The following is a 21,528-nucleotide window of genomic DNA, read 5'->3' as shown; positions in this document are numbered from 1 at the left end:
GCCGGGAGTGCTGCTCCCGGCGGTCTGTCTGCTTACTCCGCCAGTCGTTGCGCGTACTGTACCAACTTCTTCAGCAACTCTGTCTTATTCGCATCATGCTGATATTCCTGCATCATTTCACCGATCTGTTCAAAATAACGCGTTAAATTATCCTGACTGAATACCTCACGGCGATGGGCAAGCCAGCGCTGCTGCTCCTGTTCATCCAGCGTACCCGGGAAATTCCGTGCACGGTAGCGGAACAGTAATTCCGGCAGACGCGCATCCTGATAGCTCAATGCCAGCGCAGGCAGATTTTTCGGATCGGTTTCGCGGATAATGGTCATTGCGGCTTTATCTGAGTCACTGAAAAAGCCCTGGTAAATCATGCGATCCACATCATTCTGCGGCGGGAACTCACGCGGTTGTGCGAAAACGGCCACCACTTTCTCGCGGATCTCCGGATGCTGATGCAGCAGTTCCGCATTGCGGGCACACACATCTTTGTCGAGTCCGATACGCTGTGCATCCTGCGGGCGCAGGGTATTTTCCGGCGCCAGGATCGGGCATTTATTAATATGCACCAGCTTGAGCGGTACCGGAGATGCGCCGTCCGGCAGTTCATCACGGCGGGTATACAGGTGTTCACGCAGGGTATCCGCATCCAGCGTCAGCAGCGGGGTCAGATCACCGGCCAGGTCGCACATAATCACGGCATTGCGGTTATCCGGGTGCCATGCCAGCGGAGCCACCAGGCTGGTATTGGCCCGGACCGCACCGAACATACCGGAGATATGCACCAGCGGCTTCATGGACGGAATATCAATCAGAGCGGCAAGTTTGCGTTTGTCGCGCAGACTGAAGAAATAATCAAACAGACGCGGCTGAGCGCCCCGTAACTGTTTTGCCATGGCGATGGTGGCATACACGTCAGCCATCGCATCGTGGGCATTTTCGTGGGCGATGCCGTTTGCGGCCGTCAGATGCTCCAGCTTAAAGCTTGGCAGGCCTTCGTCATTCTCCGGCCAGTTTGTACCGTCGGGACGCAGCGCGTAACAGGCGCGGGTGATATCAATCAGATCCCAGCGGGAATTGCGGTTCATCCAGCTGTAGGCATACGGGTCGTAAAAATTCCGGTAAAAAATATTACGGGTGACTTCATCATCAAAACGAATACTGTTATAGCCGAGAATACAGGTATCCGGTTGTGTAAAGGTGTCATGAATCAGTCTGGCAAACTGCGCCTCATTAACACCTTTCTGCAACGCTTCCTGCGGCGTGATACCGGTTATCATCACGGCGGCGGGTTGCGGCAGGTAGTCATCCGCCGGGGCGCAGTAGGCGATTACAGGATCGGCGATAATATTGAATTCACTGTCAGTGCGGACACCGGCAAACTGCGCCGGACGGTCACCGGCAGGATCCTGCCCGAAGGTTTCGTAATCGTGAAAGAAAAATTGTGCTGAAGACACCGTATGGCCCGTTTTCTGATAAATGATGGGCTACAGGGTAACAAATCGGGAACAAAATACCAATTTCAGTACTGGTTATCCCTGTCATGTTATCCGATAGCAGATCGCACAAAATTGCGGTATTTTGTGCGGAATGTCTGCCAGCTGAAACAATTCCGCACAGAAATACGCTACACTGAATAAAACTGACGAAAACCGGCGGAAGTGCTTGTCGGCAGTCATGGTTAACCTGTATTGTTTAATGAATCACATTTCAGATATGACTAAGGGTAGAATAATGGACAACACAACCAAGCCTTCCTTTCACAATGTCCTGGAGTTCGTTCGTATGTTTCGCCGTAAAAATAAAATATTGCGTGAAATAACTGACAACGAAAAGAAAATCCGTGATAACCAGAAACGTGTACTTCTGCTTGATAACCTGAGTGATTACATCAAGCCGGGTATGTCCATTGAAGATATCCAGGCCATCATTGCCAATATGCGCAGTGACTACGAAGATCGTGTGGATGAGTACATCATCAAGAATGCGGATCTGTCAAAAGAGCGCCGTGAAATCTCCAGAGAGCTCAAAGCGATGGGCGATATCAAAGATATTAAGTAATCGCATAATCACAACCACAGAAACCGTGAATGGCAGCATTCGCGGTTTTTTTTTAACTGTTCTGAAACTCTTCTGCCCGTCGTTCCAATTCAGACATATAAGATGTTCTGGCTTTTTCGTGGCCGTCAGGGCTCATAACACTGATGATTTGAATGTTATCGTAATCGAGCCAATGCCTTGAAAATACAAGGTAATGATTGGAATGTCTGTCAATCTGTGCTTTGTTTTTTTTCCATCCGGGTTCTGACGGTAATCGGATATGTAGTTTATAGACGAAAGAATCACACAACCGGGGATTACTTTCCCATTGACCCTCATTACCGAAATGATCAGGTAAAATCTGTGAGTTCTTCCAGGCTTCTAAAGCTTTAGCGTAACTGTTTGCGATATCCGGCATCTCTACATCAGAATGAACACTCACTATGCAAGGCATCAGTGTTACTCCTATACCGGGAGTTTGAGTTTTTTGTGTTCAGCAGCAATCCAGGAACGGACTTCGTTATCACCCGGCATATCTGTTAAATGCACTGTATTTTCAGGAGGCATGCTTTGTTCAATGAGTGACAATGTATCTCTGAGGATAAATTCACTTTGTGCGACCGCACGACCGAAGCGAAGCAGATTAGCTTTATATTGTGCTTGCTGTCCGGGGTTACCGGGGAACGTTTTACTGAGGTTATCATTTGCCATTACAAGCCGGATGGCTTCTTTAACGCGCATATGATGTTTAAGACCATCAGCGCACAAACGTTTCATTCGCGGAGTGAATGCAAAAAGGGCACCTTTTCCCCGGTTTTGTCTGTCTTGTACGGCTGCATTCAGAAGTGATCGCTGATGTTCATTGATCTGATTAAGATAATCAGCAGCATCTTCAAGCGGCAGGAAAACGACGCCACCCGGAAGATTAAATGTGAGCGAGGCCGCCACATTATGGTTTGTACTTATTTCCACTGCGGTTACGGGTAAGGTTGTGCTTTGTGCAGGGACAGGAGCGAGCGAAGCCATAAGGCTTGCCACGATAGCTGTAACGGTTGTCTGGGTTGTCTTTTTTACCATGCTGTTTCTCCTGTTACTTCAGAGTCACTGACAAGCAGGACTCTCAAGACGTCATTAGTATAATTGAAAGCCAGCTTCGTATAAAGAACCATCAGTTACCGGTCTTTTCCGGAAATAAAAAATGGCTTCCCGGAGGAAGCCATTTTCAGTTCAGCGATACATTATCAGAGCAGTGTTTTTGATGGCTCTGAAGCTGCATGGTTAGTCGCGGCATGACCACCTGCACCGTGCAGGGAATAGGCTTCGCGGTCTTCACGCTGATATTCAGTGATAGCAAAGGCTTCGCCGGTGGTTGCCGGAGCAGGCGCTTTGGTCATCGGTGAATACGCGTGGCGTCCGGCCACAACGACGGCTGTTTCAGAAACCGGTGCTGCCACAGGAGCTGTGACAGGCTCAGCAACCGGTTCAGGCTCTGTAATCACTTCAGGCTCGGCAATCACTTCAGGTTCTGTAATGGCTTCCGGTTCTGCGGCGGCGATTGGCGCTGCCGGTTCAGCCGTAACGATATCAGTTACTGCCGGTTCATCAGCCACAACTTCTGTGGTTTCCTGAGCAGGCATTTCTTCCGGTACGGTAACCTGAGGCGCTTCAGAAGCGATTGTCAGAGAGAACTGTTCCGCCACAACCGTGGCTTCTGTCGTTTCAGCAACAATCTGAGTGACAACTGCCGCTTCTGTCACTATCGCGGTGACTTCCGGAGCCGCTTCTGTCATTTCCTGTTCCGCAGGTACAGCAGGTGTCACAACCGGATACTGAACCCACACTTTACCGGAGGCCAGCTCAGGAGAGAACACAGCCATTTCCAGCGGAACCGGGGATTGCGTCAGCTGACGGTCTTCGCGGTAACGGCGGCGGCGCTGACCACTCACACGCAGATGGCGTGGTGAACGGCGGGAGCGGCGCGGCAGAATGTTATCGCTGTGCGTTTCATCACCATTGTTTTCAGCCGCGGCCGGTACGTCTGTATCCGCCGGGACTGCCGCAGGTGCAGTGTCGGTTACAGCCGGAACGGAAGCTGCAACAGCCGGTTCAGTTTGTGTTGCGCCATCCGTAATACGGACAGAGCCGTTCAGCTGGCGGCGGTTACGGCGCTGACGAACCGGTGTTGGTGCATCATCATCTTCCGTATTACCGTCGCTGTTCAGGGCATCCTGATCTTCCTGCTGCGCATGCAGTTTTTTCGCATCCTGCTGAGTACGCTTCTCTTCCTGACGACGGCGCTGACGCTCTGCACGCTGTTCGCGGCGTAATTGCTGCTGCGCTTCGCGGGCGGCCAGTTCTTCCGGTGTCAGATCTTCGTTCGGCGTATTCTGATTACGACCTTTACGCGGCTCATTTACCGTATCACGGTCACGCTTGTTACGTGATTCGTTATCACTGCGTTCGCCGCGCTCAGGGCGGTCAGTACGTTCGGTGCGTTCACCGTTGCGATCATTACGGTCGCGGCGGTTACGGCGCTGTTTGTTACGGTCATTCCCGCCGCGGCGGTTATTGTTGTCGTTACTCTGCTTTTTCTCTTTCTGTTCAGTTTCTTCCTGCACAACAGGTGCGGAACCGAACAGTTTTTTGATGAGACGGCTGAAGAAACCACCTTCAGAAGCAGCAGGTGCCTGCTTGTCCTGACGGTTATCACGTTTGCTTTCCGGTTTGCGGGCAGCGGCGGACTGTGCCGGTACCGGTGCGTCGGAAGTAATAGCAAAGGCATTGATGGCCGGTTGCTCCGGCGCACGGCGTTCCTGAGTTTCCTCTTCTTCACCGGCAGCGGATTCCGCTTCGTATTTCTCCGGCAGGCGATAGCTCAGGGTACCGATCTCATCACCTTTACGGACACGGACCACGCGGAAGTGCGGGGTTTCCATCTGATTGTTCGGCACGATAATCACGCTGACGCCCGCCTGGCGTGCTTCAATTGCACTGACGGCCTGGCGTTTTTCGTTCAGCAGATAAGACGCCACCGGAACAGGGACGATTGCGTGTACCTGATGGGTGTTCTCTTTCAGCGCTTCTTCTTCAATCAGGCGCAGAATGGAGAGCGCCAGTGATTCGTTATCACGCACAGTCCCGGTGCCGCTGCATCGCGGACACACATGATGGCTTGATTCACCCAGTGACGGGCTCAGGCGCTGACGGGACATCTCCAGCAGACCAAAGCGGGAAATACGGCCGATCTGGATACGGGCGCGATCCTGACGTACCGCCTCGCGCATCCGGTTTTCCACTTCGCGCTGATGACGGACCGGCGTCATATCGATAAAGTCGATAACAATCAGGCCGCCGAGGTCACGCAGGCGCAGCTGGCGGGCAATTTCATCTGCCGCTTCCAGGTTGGTGTTAAATGCGGTTTCTTCGATATCACCGCCGCGTGTTGAACGGGAGGAGTTGATATCGATAGCGGTCAGGGCTTCGGTGGTGTCGATAACAATCGCACCGCCGGACGGCAGACGGACTTCGCGCTGGAAAGCGGATTCAATCTGCGATTCAATCTGATAATGACTGAACAGCGGCACTTCGCCCTGGTACAGTTTGATTTTGCTGGCGAAATCCGCACGACCGATAGCGGTGATGTGCTTGCGTGCCAGTTCCAGAATTTTCGGGTTATCGATGAGGATTTCACCGATGTCCGGGCGCAGATAATCACGGAACGCGCGGACGATAACATTACTTTCCTGATGGATCAGGAACGGAGCAGGGCGGCCTTCAGCAACTTTTTTGATGGCTTCCCAGTGCTTGATACGGTATTCGAGATCCCAGCGCAGGGCATCGGCAGATTTACCCACACCGGCGGTGCGGACAATCAGACCCATACCATCCGGGATATCCAGTGCGGACAGGGCTTCTTTCAGCTCGGTGCGATCATCCCCTTCGATACGGCGGGAAATACCGCCGGCACGCGGGTTATTCGGCATCAGAACCAGATAACTGCCGGCCAGACTGATAAAGGTGGTGAGTGCCGCGCCTTTATTACCGCGCTCTTCCTTGTCGACCTGAACAATGACTTCCTGACCTTCTTTCAGGACATCTTTGATATTCGGACGGCCGGAGGCGTGGTAATTAGCAGGGAAATACTCGCGGGCAATTTCTTTGACGGGAAGGAAACCGTGACGCTCTGCGCCATAGTCAACAAAAGCAGCTTCTAAACTCGGTTCAATACGGGTGATTTTCCCTTTATAGATGTTTGCTTTTTTTTGTTCGTGACCGGGGCTTTCGATATCCAGATCATACAACCGCTGCCCGTCGACAAGGGCAACACGCAACTCTTCCTGCTGAGTTGCGTTGATTAACATTCTTTTCATTATAATTTACTCAATCTTTTCATTTAATTAGTGCGCTGCGGGCAATTTCGTTGCTACCGGAACCGATGACCTCGTGGCTTTTACCGCACCGTCAGCCTCCCGGCTGTCGATCGTATAGAGGTGCAAATTGTGTCGGTGAGGTTCAGTCTTGTCTGAATCCCCGTTGCCGGCTGAAAATCACGTTTATACGTGATACCGGCCCGGTAAGCTGCAACCCGCAGCCCGCTGATTATCTGACCGGAAATAACGTCTTACGCCATTGCTGCGTTGTCATCGGTCAGACAAATATAAAATATCTGCTTTGCCAAAATCGGCGCATGCATTATTCCATTGCCGGTGTGGTTATAGCAAGGTGACATTGCATGTTTCGGTGAAAATTATGCAGAAATTTGTTAATGACGTTAATCCTTGGTCTTTTTCCGGAAAAAATGGGAAAATAGCCGCGTAAAACATTGATGCACATTTGCCGCCTGTTTCACCGGATAACGATCCCGGTTTGCGGAGCAACGGTTCAGAGGATAGCCCCCCGTTTCATGAAAACTGATAATCAGACAGTTCAATTTGTTGTTGTGTCCGGCGATGAAGCCGGCCAGCGTATTGATAATTTTCTGCTCGCGCGCCTCAAAGGGGTACCGAAGAGCATGATTTACCGCATCATCCGTAAAGGGGAAGTGCGCGTAAATAAAGGCCGGATAAAACCGGAATACAAAATTGCGGACGGGGACAGCATCCGTATTCCGCCGGTGCGTGTGGCAGAGAAAAATGATGCGCCGGTATCAGCGAAACTGGATAAAGTATCCGCACTCGCAGAGTGTGTATTGTATGAAGATGATCATATTCTGGTGATTAATAAACCGGCGGGAACGGCGGTGCACGGCGGCAGCGGTCTGAGTTTCGGCGTGATTGAGGCAATGCGGGCGCTGCGTCCTGACGCACGTTTCCTGGAGCTGGTGCACCGGCTCGACCGTGATACCTCCGGTATTCTGCTGATCGCCAAAAAGCGTTCCGCGCTGCGGGCGCTGCATGAACAACTGCGTCTGAAACAGATGCAGAAAGATTATCTGGCACTGGTGCGCGGTCAGTGGCAATCTTCCGTAAAAGTGGTGCAGGCACCGCTGCTGAAAAATATTCTCCAGAGCGGCGAACGCGTGGTGAAAGTCAGCCCGGAAGGAAAACCATCAGAAACCCGTTTTAAAGTGGAAGAGCGCTTTGATTCGGCCACGCTGGTTAAAGCCAGTCCGGTGACCGGACGCACGCATCAGATCCGCGTGCATACGCTTCATGCGGGGCACCCTATCGCATTTGATAACCGTTACGGTGATGCACAGTTTGATGCACAACTGAAAGGGACGGGCCTGAACCGGCTGTTTTTACATGCGGCGGCACTCGCTTTTACACATCCGTCTACCGGAGAGGCGATGCGCCTTCAGGCGCCGTTAGATGAAAAGCTGCGTCATTGTCTGACTGTGCTGCGGTCGAAACAGGCAAAATAAGCAGAGTGCAGACCCCGTTATAAAGAACCCGCGACGAACGCGGGTTTTTTCTTAAATTGGCAGTATCGACGACATGCGGTGGTTACTTTGTCTGCACACCGATAATTTTAGTGGTGCAGTTCTGGGCAATTTCACCGATAGCCTGCGAATCCTGTTCTGTCAGTTTCTGACCTTTGCGGATCTGATCATCCAGTTTGGTCAGCCCGTCTTTACCGAATTTTGCCAGGGAGTTGTCATAGACACACTCACAGACTTCCGGGACTTTACTGCGGTTGTCCGGGTTTTTCAGGTTGGTCACAGCGCCTTTTGTACAGTCGGCAACAAACGTTGTTTTGTCCGCCAGTGACGGGGCAGCCAGGCCGGCTGCGCTGAACAGCAGCGTTGCGGCAGCGATCATTTTCAGCTTCATGTCAGTTCCTTAACAGTCATCGGATACCCCGGATAAAGGTCAGCGGGGTATCCGCAGTGGGTTGTATCCGGCCTGAATCAGTAATTCAGTCAGGCGGATCAGCGGTAATCCTATCAGTGTATTAGGGTCATCTCCCTGCAGTTTTTTAAATAAGGCGATTCCTAATCCTTCGGATTTAAAACTGCCGGCACACTGATAAGGCGTTTCCGCCAGCAGATAAGCGCGGATTTCGTCATCTTCCAGTGTACGGAAATATACGTGGTAAGGTTCACATATCGTGTGATCTTCTCCGGTGGCACTGTTGTACAGGCTCAGTCCGGTATAAAAGGTGATGCGCTGACCGGAAGCTTTGCGCAGTTGTGCAAACGCCGCATCATAGTGATGTGGTTTGCCGGTAATTTCCCCGTCCAGCACACAGACCTGATCAGATCCGATAATCAGGCTGTCCGGGTATTGCTGTGTCAGCGAGCGGGCTTTTTCGCGGGCCAGGCGCATGACCAGCGATTGTGCGTCTTCTGCCGGGTACGGGGTTTCATCTGTGCCGGGGGCGGCGGAGACAAACGGCACGCCGAGTTTCTCCAGCAGGGCTTTGCGGTACAGGGAGGTGGAGGCCAGAACCAGTGAGATCATAAATATTCCGAAAATCGTGGTAAAAAGAATAAACTCATTCTAAACTATGCGCCGCTTATTGAGTGTATTTTTAGCGGGAAGGCAGGTTACCGCCCTCTTTGCTGTCTATATTTTCTTTGACTATATCGTCTTACGAATATAAGATGCGCGCCTTATGCAAAAGATAAAATTACCTCTGACTATTGATGCAAAGCGCGCCGCGCAGAAGCGCCTGGATTACCGGGGGTGCTATGCACCTGAGCAGGTTACGCGGTTAGCCGAATCGGTAGTCAGTGTGGACAGCGACGTTGATGTTGATTTGACGTTTGAAATCGATCCGCAGCGTCTGACAGTCATTAAGGGAACAGCAGAAACTGATGTTTCACTTGAGTGTCAGCGGTGTGGTAACATCTTCCCGCTTCATGTCCGCGCAACGTATTGTTTCAGCCCGGTTGTCAGCGATGAACAGGCTGAGGCATTACCGGAAGAGTATGAGCCAATTGACGTAAGTGATTTTGGTGAGACAGATTTACTGGCAATGATTGAAGATGAATTAATTCTTTCTCTGCCTGTGGTTCCGGTACATGATTCTGAACACTGTGAAGTGTCCGACGCGGTGAAAGTCTTTGGTGAGCTTCCTCCGGAAGCAGAAAAGCCAAATCCGTTTGCTGCATTAGCCAGTTTAAAGAAAAGTACTTAAGGAGTAAGGTCAATGGCCGTACAACAAAATAAACCAACTCGTTCCAAACGTGGTATGCGTCGCTCTCATGACGCACTGTCAGCAACTCTGGTTTCTGTTGACAAAACCTCTGGTGAAACTCATCTGCGTCACCATGTGACCGCTGATGGTTACTACCGTGGTCGTAAGGTAATCAACAAGTAATCTGCTGCTTTTAAGCACGTTGATATCTTGACTAATCTAACCATCGCGTTAGATGCCATGGGTGGGGATATCGGCCCCCATGTCACAGTGCCTGCCTCGCTGCAGGCACTGGCATCTAATCCAAAGCTCACCCTGTTGCTGGTCGGGCACCCTGATTCCATTTCTCCTCTGCTTGCAAACCAGAATGCTGAGCTGCTCACTCGTCTGCGGGTGATTCCTGCCTATGAGACGATTGCCGGTGATGCCAAACCTTCTCAGGCTATCCGCCAGAGTAAAGGCACATCCATGCGTATCGCGCTGGAACTGGTGAAAGAGGGGGAGGCACAGGCGTGCGTCAGTGCCGGAAACACCGGGGCGCTGATGGGGCTGGCAAAACTGATGCTGAAATCCATTGAAGGCATCGAGCGTCCTGCACTGATGACCGTGGTGCCGAATCAGAAGAAAGGCAAAACGGTATTGCTTGATCTGGGCGCAAACGCGGAGTGCAGCAGTGAGATGCTGGTGCAGTTTGCTGTCATGGGCGCGGTGATGGCAGAAGATGTGGCCGGGATTCCTCATCCGCGTGTGGCATTACTGAACATCGGTGAAGAAGAAACCAAGGGACTCGACAATATCCGCGAAGCAGCCACGGTGCTGAAATCGATACCGGACATCAATTATATCGGCTATGCAGAAGGTAATGAACTGCTGACCGGTAAAACGGATGTACTGGTCTGTGACGGCTTCGCGGGTAACGTTACCCTGAAAACCATGGAAGGGGTGATTCGTGTGATCCTTTCTATGTTTAAATCACAGAATGAAGGCAAATCGTCATCTCTGCTGTACAGAGCTGTGAAGAAAGTCGTGAAGAAAGTGGTGACAAAATGGCTGAATAAACGCTTCAGTCACCTGAACCCCGACCAGTATAACGGCGCTTCTCTGTTAGGATTACGCGGCATTGTGATTAAAAGTCACGGTGCGGCGAATGTAAGTGCATTCAACGCTGCCATTACGCAGGCGGTTCAGACCGTTGAAAAGCAGGTGCCGGAACGAATCGCATCTCGCCTTGCTATGGTATTACCTAAGAGTAACTAACTAATATGTATACAAAAATTTTAGGAACCGGGAGCTATCTTCCTGCACAAATCCGCACAAATGCTGATCTGGAAAAAATGGTCGACACAACCGATGAGTGGATTGTTACTCGTACGGGTATCCGCGAGCGCCGTCTGGCCGGTGATGATGAAACCGTTGTCACGATGGGCCACCAGGCAGCGCTGAACGCACTGGATATGGCAGGTATTCCTGCCGGTGATATCGATCTGATTGTCGTGGGTACCACGTCTTCCACTCACGGTTTCCCGAGTGCCGCCTGCGAAATCCAGAAACTGCTGGGTATCGACAGCTGTATCTCCTTTGATGTGGCTGCGGCATGTGCCGGTTTCAGCTACGCCATCAGTGTGGTGGATCAATTCATTAAAACCGGTATGGCGAAAAAAGCCCTGGTTATCGGTTCAGATGTTCTGGCGAAAACGCTGGACCCTCAAGATCGCGGTACCGTTATCCTGTTTGGTGACGGCGCGGGTGCTTTTGTGGTTGAAGCGTCTGAAGAACCGGGCATTCTCTCCACCCATCTGCATGCGGACGGCCGTTACGGCGATCTGCTGACATTACCGAATAAAGATCGCAAAGACAGCGAAAAACCGGCGTACCTGACGATGGCGGGTAACGAAGTGTTCCGCGTGGCGGTCCGTGAATTAGCCAACGTCGTTGAAGAAGCGCTGGTGGCGAACAATATCGACAAATCAGAACTCGACTGGCTGGTGCCGCATCAGGCAAACCTGCGCATTATCAGTGCCACCGCAAAAAAATTAAATATGGGCATGGATAAAGTCGTTGTCACCCTGGATCGCCACGGCAACACCTCTGCGGCCTCTGTACCGACTGCTTTCGATGAAGCCGTTCGTGACGGGCGCATCAAACGCGGTCAGCTGATTCTGATTGAAGCCTTCGGCGGCGGTTTCGCCTGGGGTTCTGCTTTAATTCGTTTTTAATTTTTCAGGAAGCTAAATCATGTCTGCATATGCAATGGTATTTCCGGGACAGGGTTCTCAGTCAGTCGGTATGCTGGCTGACCTCGCGGCAAATTTTCCGGTCGTGGAGGCAACCTTTGCCGAAGCATCCGCTGAACTGGGCTATGACTTATGGGCACTCGTTCAGAACGGACCGGAAGAAGAGCTGAATAAAACCTGGCAGACCCAGCCGGCGCTGCTGGCGGCCTCTGTGGCCATCTGGCGCGTCTGGCAGGAAAAGAACGGCGCAATGCCTGCCATGATGGCCGGTCACAGCCTGGGTGAATACTCCGCGCTGGTGTGTGCCGGTGTGATCGATTTTAAAGAAGCCATCAGACTGGTCGAATTACGCGGCCGTCTGATGCAGGAAGCGGTTCCTGCCGGTACCGGTGCGATGTACGCGATCATCGGTCTGGAAAATGACGCCATTGCCAAAGCCTGTGAAGATGCTGCACAGGGGCAGGTGGTATCACCGGTTAATTTTAACTCACCGGGTCAGGTGGTTATCGCCGGTGAGAAAGACGCGGTTGAGCGTGCCGGGGCCTTATGTAAGGAAGCCGGTGCAAAACGTGCACTGCCGTTATCGGTCAGTGTGCCGTCACATTGTGCATTAATGAAGCCGGCTGCTGATAAATTAGCCGTTGCGCTAAAAAATATCACATTTAACACACCAATCTTTTCTGTTGTGAACAATGTTGATGTTAAGATAGAGACTTCCGCCGATGCAATTCGTGATGCATTAGTCCGTCAGCTTTATAATCCGGTACGCTGGACCGAAACTGTTGAGTTTATGGCCGCGCAGGGTGTTGAAGATCTGCTGGAAGCGGGGCCGGGCAAAGTACTGACCGGGCTGACTAAGCGTATTGTGAAAACATTAACATCATCTGCTGTCAATGATATGTCATCATTGGAAACAGCACTTGAAAATCGCTGAGGTTGAGATGAGCTTTGAAGGTAAAATTGCCCTTGTCACCGGTGCGAGCCGCGGAATCGGCCGTGCAATTGCTGAGAAATTAGCAGCACGCGGTGCAACTGTGATTGGTACTGCAACCAGCGAAAGCGGTGCGGCAGCTATCAGTGAATACTTAGGCGCAAAGGGTAAAGGCCTTGCGCTGAACGTGACCGACAGCGCATCCATTGACCATGTATTAGAAAATATTCGCACTGAGTTTGGCGAAATCGATATTTTGGTTAATAATGCAGGTATCACACGTGACAACTTACTGATGCGTATGAAAGACGACGAGTGGCAGGATATCCTGGACACTAACCTTTCATCCGTGTTCCGTCTGTCCAAAGCAGTTATGCGCGCCATGATGAAAAAACGTTGCGGGCGCATCATCACCATCGGTTCTGTTGTCGGAACGATGGGAAATGCCGGACAGGCTAACTATGCGGCGGCGAAAGCCGGGCTGATTGGTTTCAGTAAATCACTCGCCCGTGAAGTTGCGTCGCGCGGTATCACCGTCAACGTCGTTGCCCCGGGTTTTATCGAAACCGATATGACTCGTGCATTGACAGACGACCAGCGTGCAGGCATTTTATCTCAGGTTCCTGCTAACCGTTTGGGTGATGCTGAAGAGATTGCCAGTGCTGTAGCCTTCTTAGCTTCTGATGAAGCGGCTTACATCACAGGCGAGACATTGCATGTCAATGGTGGCATGTACATGATTTAATGTTTGAGCTAACCATTTGCCGTTTTTGTGTAAACGCACGCAAAAGTGAGTATTTATATGGTTAGACCAGCCGGGATTGGGTTGCATCTTTTCCTGTATTTTATAAACTACGAAAACCATCGCATATAGCGAGTTTTGATAGGAAATTTAATAGTATGAGCGCTATCGAAGAACGTGTTAAGAAAATCATCGTTGAACAACTGGGTGTTAAAGAGGAAGAAGTAAAAAACGAAGCTTCATTCGTTGATGACTTAGGCGCTGATTCTCTTGACACAGTTGAGCTGGTGATGGCTCTGGAAGAAGAGTTCGACATCGAAATCCCAGACGAAGAAGCAGAAAAAATCACAACTGTACAGGCTGCTATTGACTACGTTGAGAACGCAGGCAAGTAAGCATCCCTCATGTCCAGGCGGTCACCCGACCGCCTTGTTTCTTTTATTTTCCCCGGAGGATAAGCGTGTCTAAGCGTCGTGTAGTTGTGACCGGACTTGGCATGTTATCTCCTGTCGGTAATACAGTCGATTCATCCTGGAAAGCTGTGTGTGCCGGGCAGAGTGGTATCAGCCTGATTGATCATTTTGACACCTCAAACCATGCGACCAAATTCGCGGGTATGGTAAAAGATTTCAATCACGAAGATTTTAATATTTCGCGCAAAGATGCCCGGAAGATGGATCTCTTCATTCAATACGGTATTGCAGCCGGTATCCGTGCAATAGAGGATTCCGGACTTGAAGTAACAGAAGCCAATGCAACCCGTATCGGTGCTGCGATTGGTTCTGGTATTGGTGGTCTCGGACTGATTGAAGAAAACTGCGCTTCTCTGGCAGCAGGCGGCCCGCGTAAAGTGAGTCCGTTCTTTGTCCCGTCAACTATCATCAATATGGTTGCCGGACATCTGAGCATTATGTACGGTCTGCGCGGACCAAGTATCTCCATTGCCACTGCCTGTACATCCGGCGTGCATAATATCGGGCACGCGGCCCGGATTATCGCTTACGGTGATGCAGATGTCATGGTTGCCGGTGGTACTGAAAAAGCCAGCACACCATTAGGTGTTGCCGGATTCGGTGCTGCACGTGCCTTATCCACCAATAATGATAATCCTCAGGGCGCAAGCCGTCCGTGGGATAAAGATCGTGACGGGTTTGTGCTGGGAGACGGTGCCGGTATGCTGGTGCTGGAAGAGTACGAACACGCGAAAAACCGCGGTGCGAAAATCTACGCGGAACTGGTCGGTTTCGGGATGAGCAGCGATGCTTATCACATGACATCACCACCGGAAAACGGTGACGGTGCCGCACTGGCCATGGCAAACGCGATTCAGGATGCGGGCATCCCTGCTGACAGCATCGGCTATATTAATGCTCACGGTACATCCACCTCTGCGGGTGATGTGGCGGAAGCAAAAGCCGTTGAAACGGTATTTGGTGAAGGAACGAAGGTTCTGGTCAGTTCAACCAAATCCATGACCGGTCACCTGCTGGGTGCCGCCGGTGCAGTGGAATCCATTTTCACTATTCTGGCTCTGCGTGATCAGATTATACCGCCGACCATCAACCTGGATAATCAGGATGATGCGGTCTGCAAACTCGACTTTGTACCGGGCAAAGCCCGCAAAGTGGAAGGTATGGAATACGCACTCTGTAACTCTTTCGGCTTCGGCGGAACCAACGGTTCCCTGATTTTCCGTAAGATCTGAGTCTGTTTTCTGAGGAAAAAGCGCCATGACGGCGCTTTTTTTTTTACCTGATGCATCCGTTATCGTGCTTTTGCACAAAAATCACAGCTGTACTATTATACAGGTCTGTCCGGATACTGAATAACGATTAAATAATAATCGTTAAAACAATGAGTTGGCTATGACACAACAGGCGCATTACTGGGTTAATGGTGTACCGCAGCACACGATTGCAATTTCTGATCGCAGTGTGCAGTTTGGTGACGGCTGTTTTACCACAATGCGTATTGTGAACAGCAAACCGGCATTACTGACACGCCATCTGCGCCGGTTACAGGATGGCTGCGCAGGGCTGGGACTGACACCGCCGGATGAATCACTGCTGATCGAATGGATCATGCAGGCCGCAGACGGCAGCACCGATGCTGTGCTGAAAGTGATTATCTCCGCCGGTGAGCAGGGGCGCGGTTATCTGCGTGCGGATGTACCGCCGGTGGTGATCCTGATCCGTTCTGTTTACCCGGCCAATTATCCGGCATTGCAGGAGAACGGGTTATCGCTGGTAAAAAGCCCGGTACCGTTGTCCGTTAATCCGTATCTGGCCGGTATCAAACACCTGAACCGGCTGGAACAGGTGCTTATCCGCCGGTATGTGGCAGAACAGCAGGCAGATGAAGCCATTGTCTGTGATACTGACGGTATTCTGACCGAAGGATGCAGTGCCAATCTGTTCTGGCGCTGCGGTGATGATGTATTTACGCCGTCACTGAACAAATGCGGCGTGGCTGGTGTGATGCGCGCGCATATCATGGATGTACTGAAAAGCAGCCGTTACCGCTGTTATGAAACCGAACGTTTTCCGCAGGTGCTGGCAAAAGCAGATGAAGTGATTATGTGCAATGCGCTGATGCCGGTGATGCCGGTCAATGAGATCCGTGCGGATGACCGTCATCACTGGCGGTATACGTCCCGTTCACTTTTTACCCTGCTTTTGCCGCACTGTCCGGCAGCAATACCCTGAACGAACAGAGTTAATGACTGATGAAAAAAACACGGATTTTCCTTGTGACATTTTTGGTGCTGCTTGCGGTTGCAGGCGGCGTGGCGTATTGGCTTTATCACCAGGTGGACGCTTTTTCCGGACAAAAAATTTCCGTTACTGAAGAGACGATTTTCACTATCCCGCCGGGCACCGGCCGGGTGGCGCTGGAGAAAAAACTGGCGGAAAGCGGGATTATCCCGGAATCACATAACTATGACTGGCTGCTGCAACTGGAGCCGGATCTGGCAAAAATCAAAGCGGGCACATACCGCCTGACGCCGGATATGACCGTCAGAAGCATGCTGCAACTGTTTGTCAGCGGTAAAGAGGCACAGTTCAGCATCCGTTTTGTTGAAGGCAGTAAATTGGCGGACTGGCAAAAAATTCTGTCGGAAGCGCCTTACCTGAAACAGACCCTCGCGGATTTACCGGCGGATAAACTGACAGAGATGCTCGGCCTGCCTGCCGGGAGTCACCTCGAAGGGCGTTTTTATCCGGATACCTATCTTTATACCGCCGGAACGGAAGACAGCCAGATTCTGAAACGGGCGCACCAGCAGATGGAAACAAAGCTGGCGGCGGCCTGGAAAACCCGTAACACCGACTTACCGTATGCCGATCCGTATGAAATGCTGATCATGGCCTCGCTGATTGAAAAAGAGACCGGTGTGGACGGCGAACGCAAAAAAGTGGCCTCGGTCTTTATGAACCGGCTGAAACTGAAAATGCGCCTGCAAACTGACCCGACCGTTATTTACGGTATGGGGGAACGTTATCAGGGCACGATTTACCGCAGCGATCTGGCGCGGGCAACGCCGTATAATACCTATCAGATTGACGGCATGCCGCCGACGCCTATCGCCATGCCGGGCAGTGCTTCACTGGAAGCGGCAGCCAGACCGGACACTACCGGTTACCTTTACTTTGTCGCAGACGGTAAAGGCGGACATGTATTTACCACAAACCTGCGGGATCACAACCGGGCGGTTGCGGATTACCGTAACGGATTAAAAAAACAATGACAGGCAAATTTATTGTAATTGAAGGGCTTGAAGGTGCCGGGAAAACCACGGCGCGTCAGGTGATTGTTGATACACTGCATGAAAACGGCATTACGGATCTGATCTATACCCGTGAGCCGGGCGGCACGCCGCTGGCAGAAAAACTGCGTACGCTGATTAAAGACGGGATCGACGGCGAAACCGTCACCGATAAAGCTGAAGTGCTGATGTTATACGCTGCCCGTATTCAGCTGGTGGAAAATGTCATCAAACCGGCACTGGCGCGGGGACAATGGGTGATCGGTGATCGCCATGACCTGTCCTCTCAGGCCTACCAGGGCGGCGGACGCGGTATTGACCGCAAGCTGATGCAGTCACTGCGTGATACGGTGCTGGGGGATTTTTATCCTGACTTTACGCTGTATCTCGATCTGCCGCCGGAAACCGGCTTATCCCGTGCCCGCAGCCGGGGCGACCTGGACAGAATTGAGCAGGAATCGCTGGATTTCTTCCGTCGTACCCGCGCCCGTTATCTGGAACTGGCCGAATCTGACCCGCGCATTGTTACCGTTGATGCATCGCAATCAATGGATAATGTCCATCAATCTATCCGCACTGCGGTGCGGGATTGGCTGGCACAGCAAAAAGAGGCGTAATGAACTGGTATCCGTGGCTTAATCCTGTTTACCGTCAGCTGGCAACCGCGTGGTTGTCCGGCCAGGGGCATCATGCGCTTCTGCTGTACGGTATTCCCGGCACCGGCACCGACGAGCTGGCCTATGCCCTGACACGTCTGCGGATGTGTCAGCAGCCGCAGGGCATCAAAAGCTGCGGGGAGTGCCACAGTTGTAAACTGATGCTGGCAGGCACACATCCGGATTTTTATCTGCTGCAGCCGGAAAAAGGCAAATCCACCTCCGGTGTTGATATCGTGCGCGCCGTGACAGAAAAACTGCATGACCACGCTCAGCAGGGCGGCGCCAAACTGGTTCATATTCCGCAGGCGGAACTGCTGACGGAAGCGGCCGCCAACGCCTTACTGAAAACCCTGGAAGAGCCGACAGAGAACACCTGGTTTGTGTTACAGAGCCAGGGGGCGGAACAATTACTGCCGACACTGCGCAGCCGCTGTTTTGCGTATCACCTGGCACCACCGTCACCGGATACCGGCTTACAGTGGTTGCAGCGCGAACATCCGCAGTCCGATGCGGTTTCCCGTCAGACGGCACTGAATCTCTGCCATAATGCCCCGGCAGCAGCACTGCTGCTGCTGACAACCGCTGACTGGCAAAACCGGCTGAACCTGTTCACGCAACTGGCCGCATCAGTACGCAGCGGGGACTTTTTATCGCTGTTATCTGAACTGAATCATCAGGATGCGGAAAAGCGCATCAGCTGGCTGACAACCCTGTTTATGGATGCGGTAAAATATCAGCAGAATATGGCTCCCGCCTGTCTGAATCAGGATCAGTCAGCTCTTATCGCACAACTGGCGGCACATTACAGCAGCGCGCATTTACTGAGTGCGGCGGAAAGCTGGCTGACCTGCCGCCACCGGCTGATGACTATCACCGGGGTCAATCAGGAGCTGCTGCTGACAGAACAATTGTTACACCAGGAAACGCTGTTTTCTGCACCACCTCATTTAAAATAACAGGTTAATTATGTTTTTAGTCGATTCCCACTGCCACCTCGATTGTCTGGATTATGAAAAACGGCACGAGAGTGTGGATGATGTTATGCAAAAAGCCGCACAGCGTGATGTGAAATATGCGCTGGCGGTTGCGACAACCCTGCCGGGGTATACCAAAATGCGTGAGCTGATTGGCGAACGCCCGGATGTGGCCTTTTCCTGTGGTATTCATCCGCTGAATCTGGATGAGCCGTATGATTTCACACTGCTGCGCGAACTGGCTGCGGATAAACGTGTGGTGGCACTCGGCGAAACCGGGCTGGATTACTACTATCAGAAAGAGAATGCGGCGCTTCAGCGTGATGTTTTCCGTGAGCATATCCGCATCGGACGCGAGCTGAATAAACCGGTCATTGTGCATACCCGCGATGCCCGTGAAGATACCCTGGCGATTATCCGCGAAGAACAGGCCGGGGAGTGCGGCGGCGTGTTACACTGCTTTACCGAGGACAAAGAGACGGCAACGGCACTGCTGGATGAAGGTTTTTATATCTCCTTTTCCGGTATCGTGACCTTCCGCAACGCAGAACAGATCCGCGAAGCCGCACGGATTGTGCCGCTGGATCGTATTCTGGTGGAAACGGACTCACCTTATCTGGCACCGGTACCGTTCCGCGGTAAAGAGAACCAGCCCGCTTACGTACGTGATGTGGCGGAGTATATGGCGGTATTAAAAGGGGTGAGCGTTGAGGCGCTTGCTGAGATCACCACTGACAATTTCAGCCGTCTGTTTCAGGTGTCAGTCCGGTAAATACGGACCCGTCTGTCAGGCTGATTAATTACAGGAGCAGGTTATGGCCGAAGAAACTATTTTTAGTAAAATTATTCGTCGTGAAATTCCGTCTGATATCGTTTATCAGGATGACAGCGTCACGGCGTTCCGTGATATTTCCCCGCAGGCACCGACGCATATTCTGATTATTCCCAATCATCTTATTCCTACCGTGAATGATGTCACTGCGGAAGATGAACAGGTTCTGGGTCATATGATCACCGTGGCAGCCAAAATCGCGCAGCAGGAAGGGATTGCGGATGACGGCTACCGCCTGATAATGAACTGCAACCGCCACGGCGGTCAGGAAGTGTTCCATATTCATATGCATCTGGTCGGCGGCCGTCATCTGGGGCCGATGCTGGCAAAATAACCGGCAGACAGGAGAATCGTGATGAAACGTCTTTTATGTGTGATTGCCTCTGTCTGGCTGCTGGCCGGGTGTCCTTCAATGGCACCGGTAACACCTCCGGCTCCGGTGGATACGGTAACACCTCCGCCTGCGGATACCACACCGCCGCCGCTGCCGCCGTCAGATACGGTGCCTGTGCCGCCGAAAATGAAAAAAATTGAATGGGAACAGAGCATCACACCGCTGGTTAATCAGATGGTGCACAGTGACGGCGTGAATCAGGGCAGCACACTGCTGGTCAATAAAGTCGGTAATAAGACCAACAGCAGCCTGCAAACCAATGTCGCGACCGGTGCTCTGATGAATACCATCGGAAAAACCGGGGTGCTGAATGTGATCCCGGCCGGTGCGGTCAGCAGTGCTATGTCAGTGCTTGGTATGGGGGATAACGACACACTGACTCTGCGCAGCAAAGCTATCGGTCTGGCGCGTTACCTGAATGCCGACTATGTGCTGTACAGTGTGGTGACCGGCACCCGCGATGCCCGTCAGATGGAAATGCAGCTGATGTCTGTCAGCAGCGGTGAAATCATCTGGTCCGGTAAGGGCGCGGTGCTTGAGCAGTAACAGCGCGTTACTGTTATGTCTCGCTGAACACTTTCCCGCACTGCCGGCCGGCGGCTGGACAATCCGTCCGCTGAACGGACTGACACGGGAAAGTGTCAGTATTGAACAAAATGATGTATTTCTGATTGGCAGAGCGCAGACGGCACACAGTGCGGATATCGGTGTCAGCCGTCAGAAAGAGGCACGTATTCTGCACCGGTTGCGTGACAGCGGGCTGGCGCCGCGTGTGGCGGGCTTCAGCCACGGCTGGTTGCTGCTGTACCGGGTGGCGGGGAAAACTCTGCCGCCGGAACAGATGCAGGAACCGGCGTTTATGCCGCAACTGGCGGCGCTGGTCAGCCGTTTGCATAACCAGCCGCAGACCGGTTACCGTCTGCCGCTCAAAGCGCAGGCAGACCGCCATTTTCATCTGACGGACAAACGCCGCCGCACACCACAGCTGCTGCGCATCCACAGTCACTTTATGCGCGAAGCGGAACCACAGCCGCTGAAACTCGCCCCTGCACATATGGATATCCATCCCGGTAATATCGTGACCGCAGCGGGTGATCTGCATCTGATTGACTGGGAATACGCCGCTGACACGGATATCGGCCTCTCTCTCGCCACACTTTTTCGTGCCAATAACTGGTCATTGACGTTAATTCACACTTTTCTGCGTTATTATTCTGCTTATCACTGTCCGCAGCGCGTACTGGCGCAGACCTGCCGCTGGCAGGCACGGGCAGATTATATGATGGTTATGTGGTTTGAGAGCCGCTGGGGACAAACCGGCGACCCGCAGTTTCTGCAATACCCGGCCGCGCTGAAAGCCGCCGCCGGGCTCAGGTAAATA

At 52.2% G+C, this 21,528-nt stretch carries 24 protein-coding genes; 18 read left to right on the top strand and 6 right to left on the bottom strand.

What is annotated here, in order from left to right:
• Positions 1-32: 32 nt before the first annotated feature.
• Entirely contained in the window at positions 33-1,451 is a 1,419-nt protein-coding gene (gene sbcB / locus JC793_RS12950; protein WP_218426361.1) for an exodeoxyribonuclease I, read from the bottom strand.
• 277 nt (positions 1,452-1,728) lie between these two features.
• Between sbcB and tmaR the strand changes: the two genes are divergently transcribed.
• Positions 1,729-2,055, top strand: a complete 327-nt coding sequence (gene tmaR, locus JC793_RS12945; RefSeq protein ID WP_025154524.1) for a PTS system regulator TmaR — start codon at positions 1,729-1,731, stop codon at positions 2,053-2,055.
• A gap of 52 nt (positions 2,056-2,107) precedes the next feature.
• Here the strand turns inward: tmaR and JC793_RS12940 are convergent, their stop codons facing one another.
• The 3 genes from JC793_RS12940 to rne all read right to left on the bottom strand — a co-directional run bounded on the left by JC793_RS12940 (position 2,108) and on the right by rne (position 6,404).
• On the bottom strand, positions 2,108-2,452 hold the full coding sequence (locus JC793_RS12940) for a type II toxin-antitoxin system YafO family toxin (RefSeq protein WP_348770438.1): 345 nt from the start codon (positions 2,450-2,452) through the stop codon (positions 2,108-2,110).
• 47 nt (positions 2,453-2,499) lie between these two features.
• Positions 2,500-3,111 carry an iron-sulfur cluster assembly scaffold protein SufA gene (locus tag JC793_RS12935; protein WP_218426360.1) on the bottom strand — a complete coding sequence of 204 codons (612 nt, stop codon included), beginning with the start codon at positions 3,109-3,111 and terminating at the stop codon, positions 2,500-2,502.
• Positions 3,112-3,275: 164 nt separating this feature from the next.
• The gene (rne, locus tag JC793_RS12930) at positions 3,276-6,404 is read right to left on the bottom strand and encodes a ribonuclease E (protein ID WP_218426359.1); all 3,129 of its coding nucleotides are present in this window, start codon (positions 6,402-6,404) and stop codon (positions 3,276-3,278) included.
• A 533-nt stretch (positions 6,405-6,937) separates the two neighbouring features.
• On the opposite strand from rne, the gene rluC reads away from it, so the two are divergent.
• On the top strand, positions 6,938-7,897 hold the full coding sequence (gene rluC / locus JC793_RS12925) for a 23S rRNA pseudouridine(955/2504/2580) synthase RluC (RefSeq protein ID WP_046894923.1): 960 nt from the start codon (positions 6,938-6,940) through the stop codon (positions 7,895-7,897).
• 82 nt (positions 7,898-7,979) lie between these two features.
• Here rluC and JC793_RS12920 read toward each other — a convergent pair whose 3' ends face one another.
• Both JC793_RS12920 and JC793_RS12915 read right to left on the bottom strand, forming a co-directional pair.
• Positions 7,980-8,306 carry a hypothetical protein gene (locus tag JC793_RS12920; RefSeq protein ID WP_046894924.1) on the bottom strand — a complete coding sequence of 109 codons (327 nt, stop codon included), beginning with the start codon at positions 8,304-8,306 and terminating at the stop codon, positions 7,980-7,982.
• Positions 8,307-8,345: 39 nt separating this feature from the next.
• Entirely contained in the window at positions 8,346-8,936 is a 591-nt protein-coding gene (locus JC793_RS12915) for a Maf family protein (RefSeq protein WP_046894925.1), read from the bottom strand.
• 154 nt (positions 8,937-9,090) lie between these two features.
• Between JC793_RS12915 and yceD the strand changes: the two genes are divergently transcribed.
• The 16 genes from yceD (at position 9,091) to JC793_RS12835 (ending at position 21,525) form a co-directional block, all read left to right on the top strand.
• Positions 9,091-9,615, top strand: coding sequence for a 23S rRNA accumulation protein YceD (yceD, locus tag JC793_RS12910; RefSeq protein ID WP_052925930.1), 525 nt, complete (start codon positions 9,091-9,093; stop codon positions 9,613-9,615).
• 12 nt (positions 9,616-9,627) lie between these two features.
• Complete coding sequence (rpmF, locus tag JC793_RS12905) at positions 9,628-9,798, top strand: 50S ribosomal protein L32 (protein ID WP_004240653.1); 171 nt, start codon at positions 9,628-9,630, stop codon at positions 9,796-9,798.
• A 27-nt stretch (positions 9,799-9,825) separates the two neighbouring features.
• On the top strand, positions 9,826-10,872 hold the full coding sequence (plsX, locus tag JC793_RS12900) for a phosphate acyltransferase PlsX (RefSeq protein ID WP_166708168.1): 1,047 nt from the start codon (positions 9,826-9,828) through the stop codon (positions 10,870-10,872).
• Positions 10,873-10,877: 5 nt separating this feature from the next.
• Entirely contained in the window at positions 10,878-11,831 is a 954-nt protein-coding gene (locus JC793_RS12895; protein WP_046894928.1) for a beta-ketoacyl-ACP synthase III, read from the top strand.
• A 19-nt stretch (positions 11,832-11,850) separates the two neighbouring features.
• Positions 11,851-12,783: an ACP S-malonyltransferase gene (gene fabD, locus JC793_RS12890; protein WP_166708166.1), complete on the top strand. Its 933-nt coding sequence runs from the start codon at positions 11,851-11,853 to the stop codon at positions 12,781-12,783.
• Between the two features lie 7 nt (positions 12,784-12,790).
• Positions 12,791-13,525 carry a 3-oxoacyl-ACP reductase FabG gene (fabG, locus tag JC793_RS12885; protein ID WP_166709001.1) on the top strand — a complete coding sequence of 245 codons (735 nt, stop codon included), beginning with the start codon at positions 12,791-12,793 and terminating at the stop codon, positions 13,523-13,525.
• A gap of 155 nt (positions 13,526-13,680) precedes the next feature.
• Positions 13,681-13,917, top strand: a complete 237-nt coding sequence (acpP, locus tag JC793_RS12880) for an acyl carrier protein (RefSeq protein ID WP_004238075.1) — start codon at positions 13,681-13,683, stop codon at positions 13,915-13,917.
• Between the two features lie 65 nt (positions 13,918-13,982).
• On the top strand, positions 13,983-15,227 hold the full coding sequence (gene fabF / locus JC793_RS12875; RefSeq protein WP_046894930.1) for a beta-ketoacyl-ACP synthase II: 1,245 nt from the start codon (positions 13,983-13,985) through the stop codon (positions 15,225-15,227).
• Positions 15,228-15,387: 160 nt separating this feature from the next.
• Positions 15,388-16,227, top strand: a complete 840-nt coding sequence (gene pabC / locus JC793_RS12870; protein WP_166708165.1) for an aminodeoxychorismate lyase — start codon at positions 15,388-15,390, stop codon at positions 16,225-16,227.
• A 20-nt stretch (positions 16,228-16,247) separates the two neighbouring features.
• On the top strand, positions 16,248-17,270 hold the full coding sequence (gene mltG / locus JC793_RS12865; RefSeq protein ID WP_046894932.1) for an endolytic transglycosylase MltG: 1,023 nt from the start codon (positions 16,248-16,250) through the stop codon (positions 17,268-17,270).
• On the top strand, positions 17,267-17,905 hold the full coding sequence (gene tmk / locus JC793_RS12860; RefSeq protein ID WP_166708164.1) for a dTMP kinase: 639 nt from the start codon (positions 17,267-17,269) through the stop codon (positions 17,903-17,905). The genes mltG and tmk overlap by 4 nt, the downstream gene beginning before the upstream one ends.
• Positions 17,905-18,903 (top strand): DNA polymerase III subunit delta', encoded by a 999-nt coding sequence (gene holB, locus JC793_RS12855; protein WP_218426358.1) that lies wholly within the window; start codon positions 17,905-17,907, stop codon positions 18,901-18,903. The genes tmk and holB overlap by 1 nt, the downstream gene beginning before the upstream one ends.
• Positions 18,904-18,913: 10 nt before the next feature.
• Entirely contained in the window at positions 18,914-19,693 is a 780-nt protein-coding gene (locus JC793_RS12850) for a metal-dependent hydrolase (protein ID WP_046894935.1), read from the top strand.
• Between the two features lie 43 nt (positions 19,694-19,736).
• Positions 19,737-20,087 (top strand): purine nucleoside phosphoramidase, encoded by a 351-nt coding sequence (gene hinT, locus JC793_RS12845; protein WP_046894936.1) that lies wholly within the window; start codon positions 19,737-19,739, stop codon positions 20,085-20,087.
• A gap of 21 nt (positions 20,088-20,108) precedes the next feature.
• Positions 20,109-20,693: a penicillin-binding protein activator LpoB gene (gene lpoB / locus JC793_RS12840; RefSeq protein ID WP_107678714.1), complete on the top strand. Its 585-nt coding sequence runs from the start codon at positions 20,109-20,111 to the stop codon at positions 20,691-20,693.
• Positions 20,683-21,525, top strand: coding sequence for a protein kinase family protein (locus JC793_RS12835; protein WP_166708162.1), 843 nt, complete (start codon positions 20,683-20,685; stop codon positions 21,523-21,525). The genes lpoB and JC793_RS12835 overlap by 11 nt, the downstream gene beginning before the upstream one ends.
• The last annotated feature ends 3 nt before the right edge of the window (positions 21,526-21,528 follow it).

The organism is Morganella morganii, from assembly GCF_019242955.1.
GTDB classification, from domain to species: domain Bacteria; phylum Pseudomonadota; class Gammaproteobacteria; order Enterobacterales; family Enterobacteriaceae; genus Morganella; species Morganella sibonii.
Note: the sequence above shows the minus strand (reverse complement) of the source record. Positions and strands in the feature narration are given on the sequence as shown.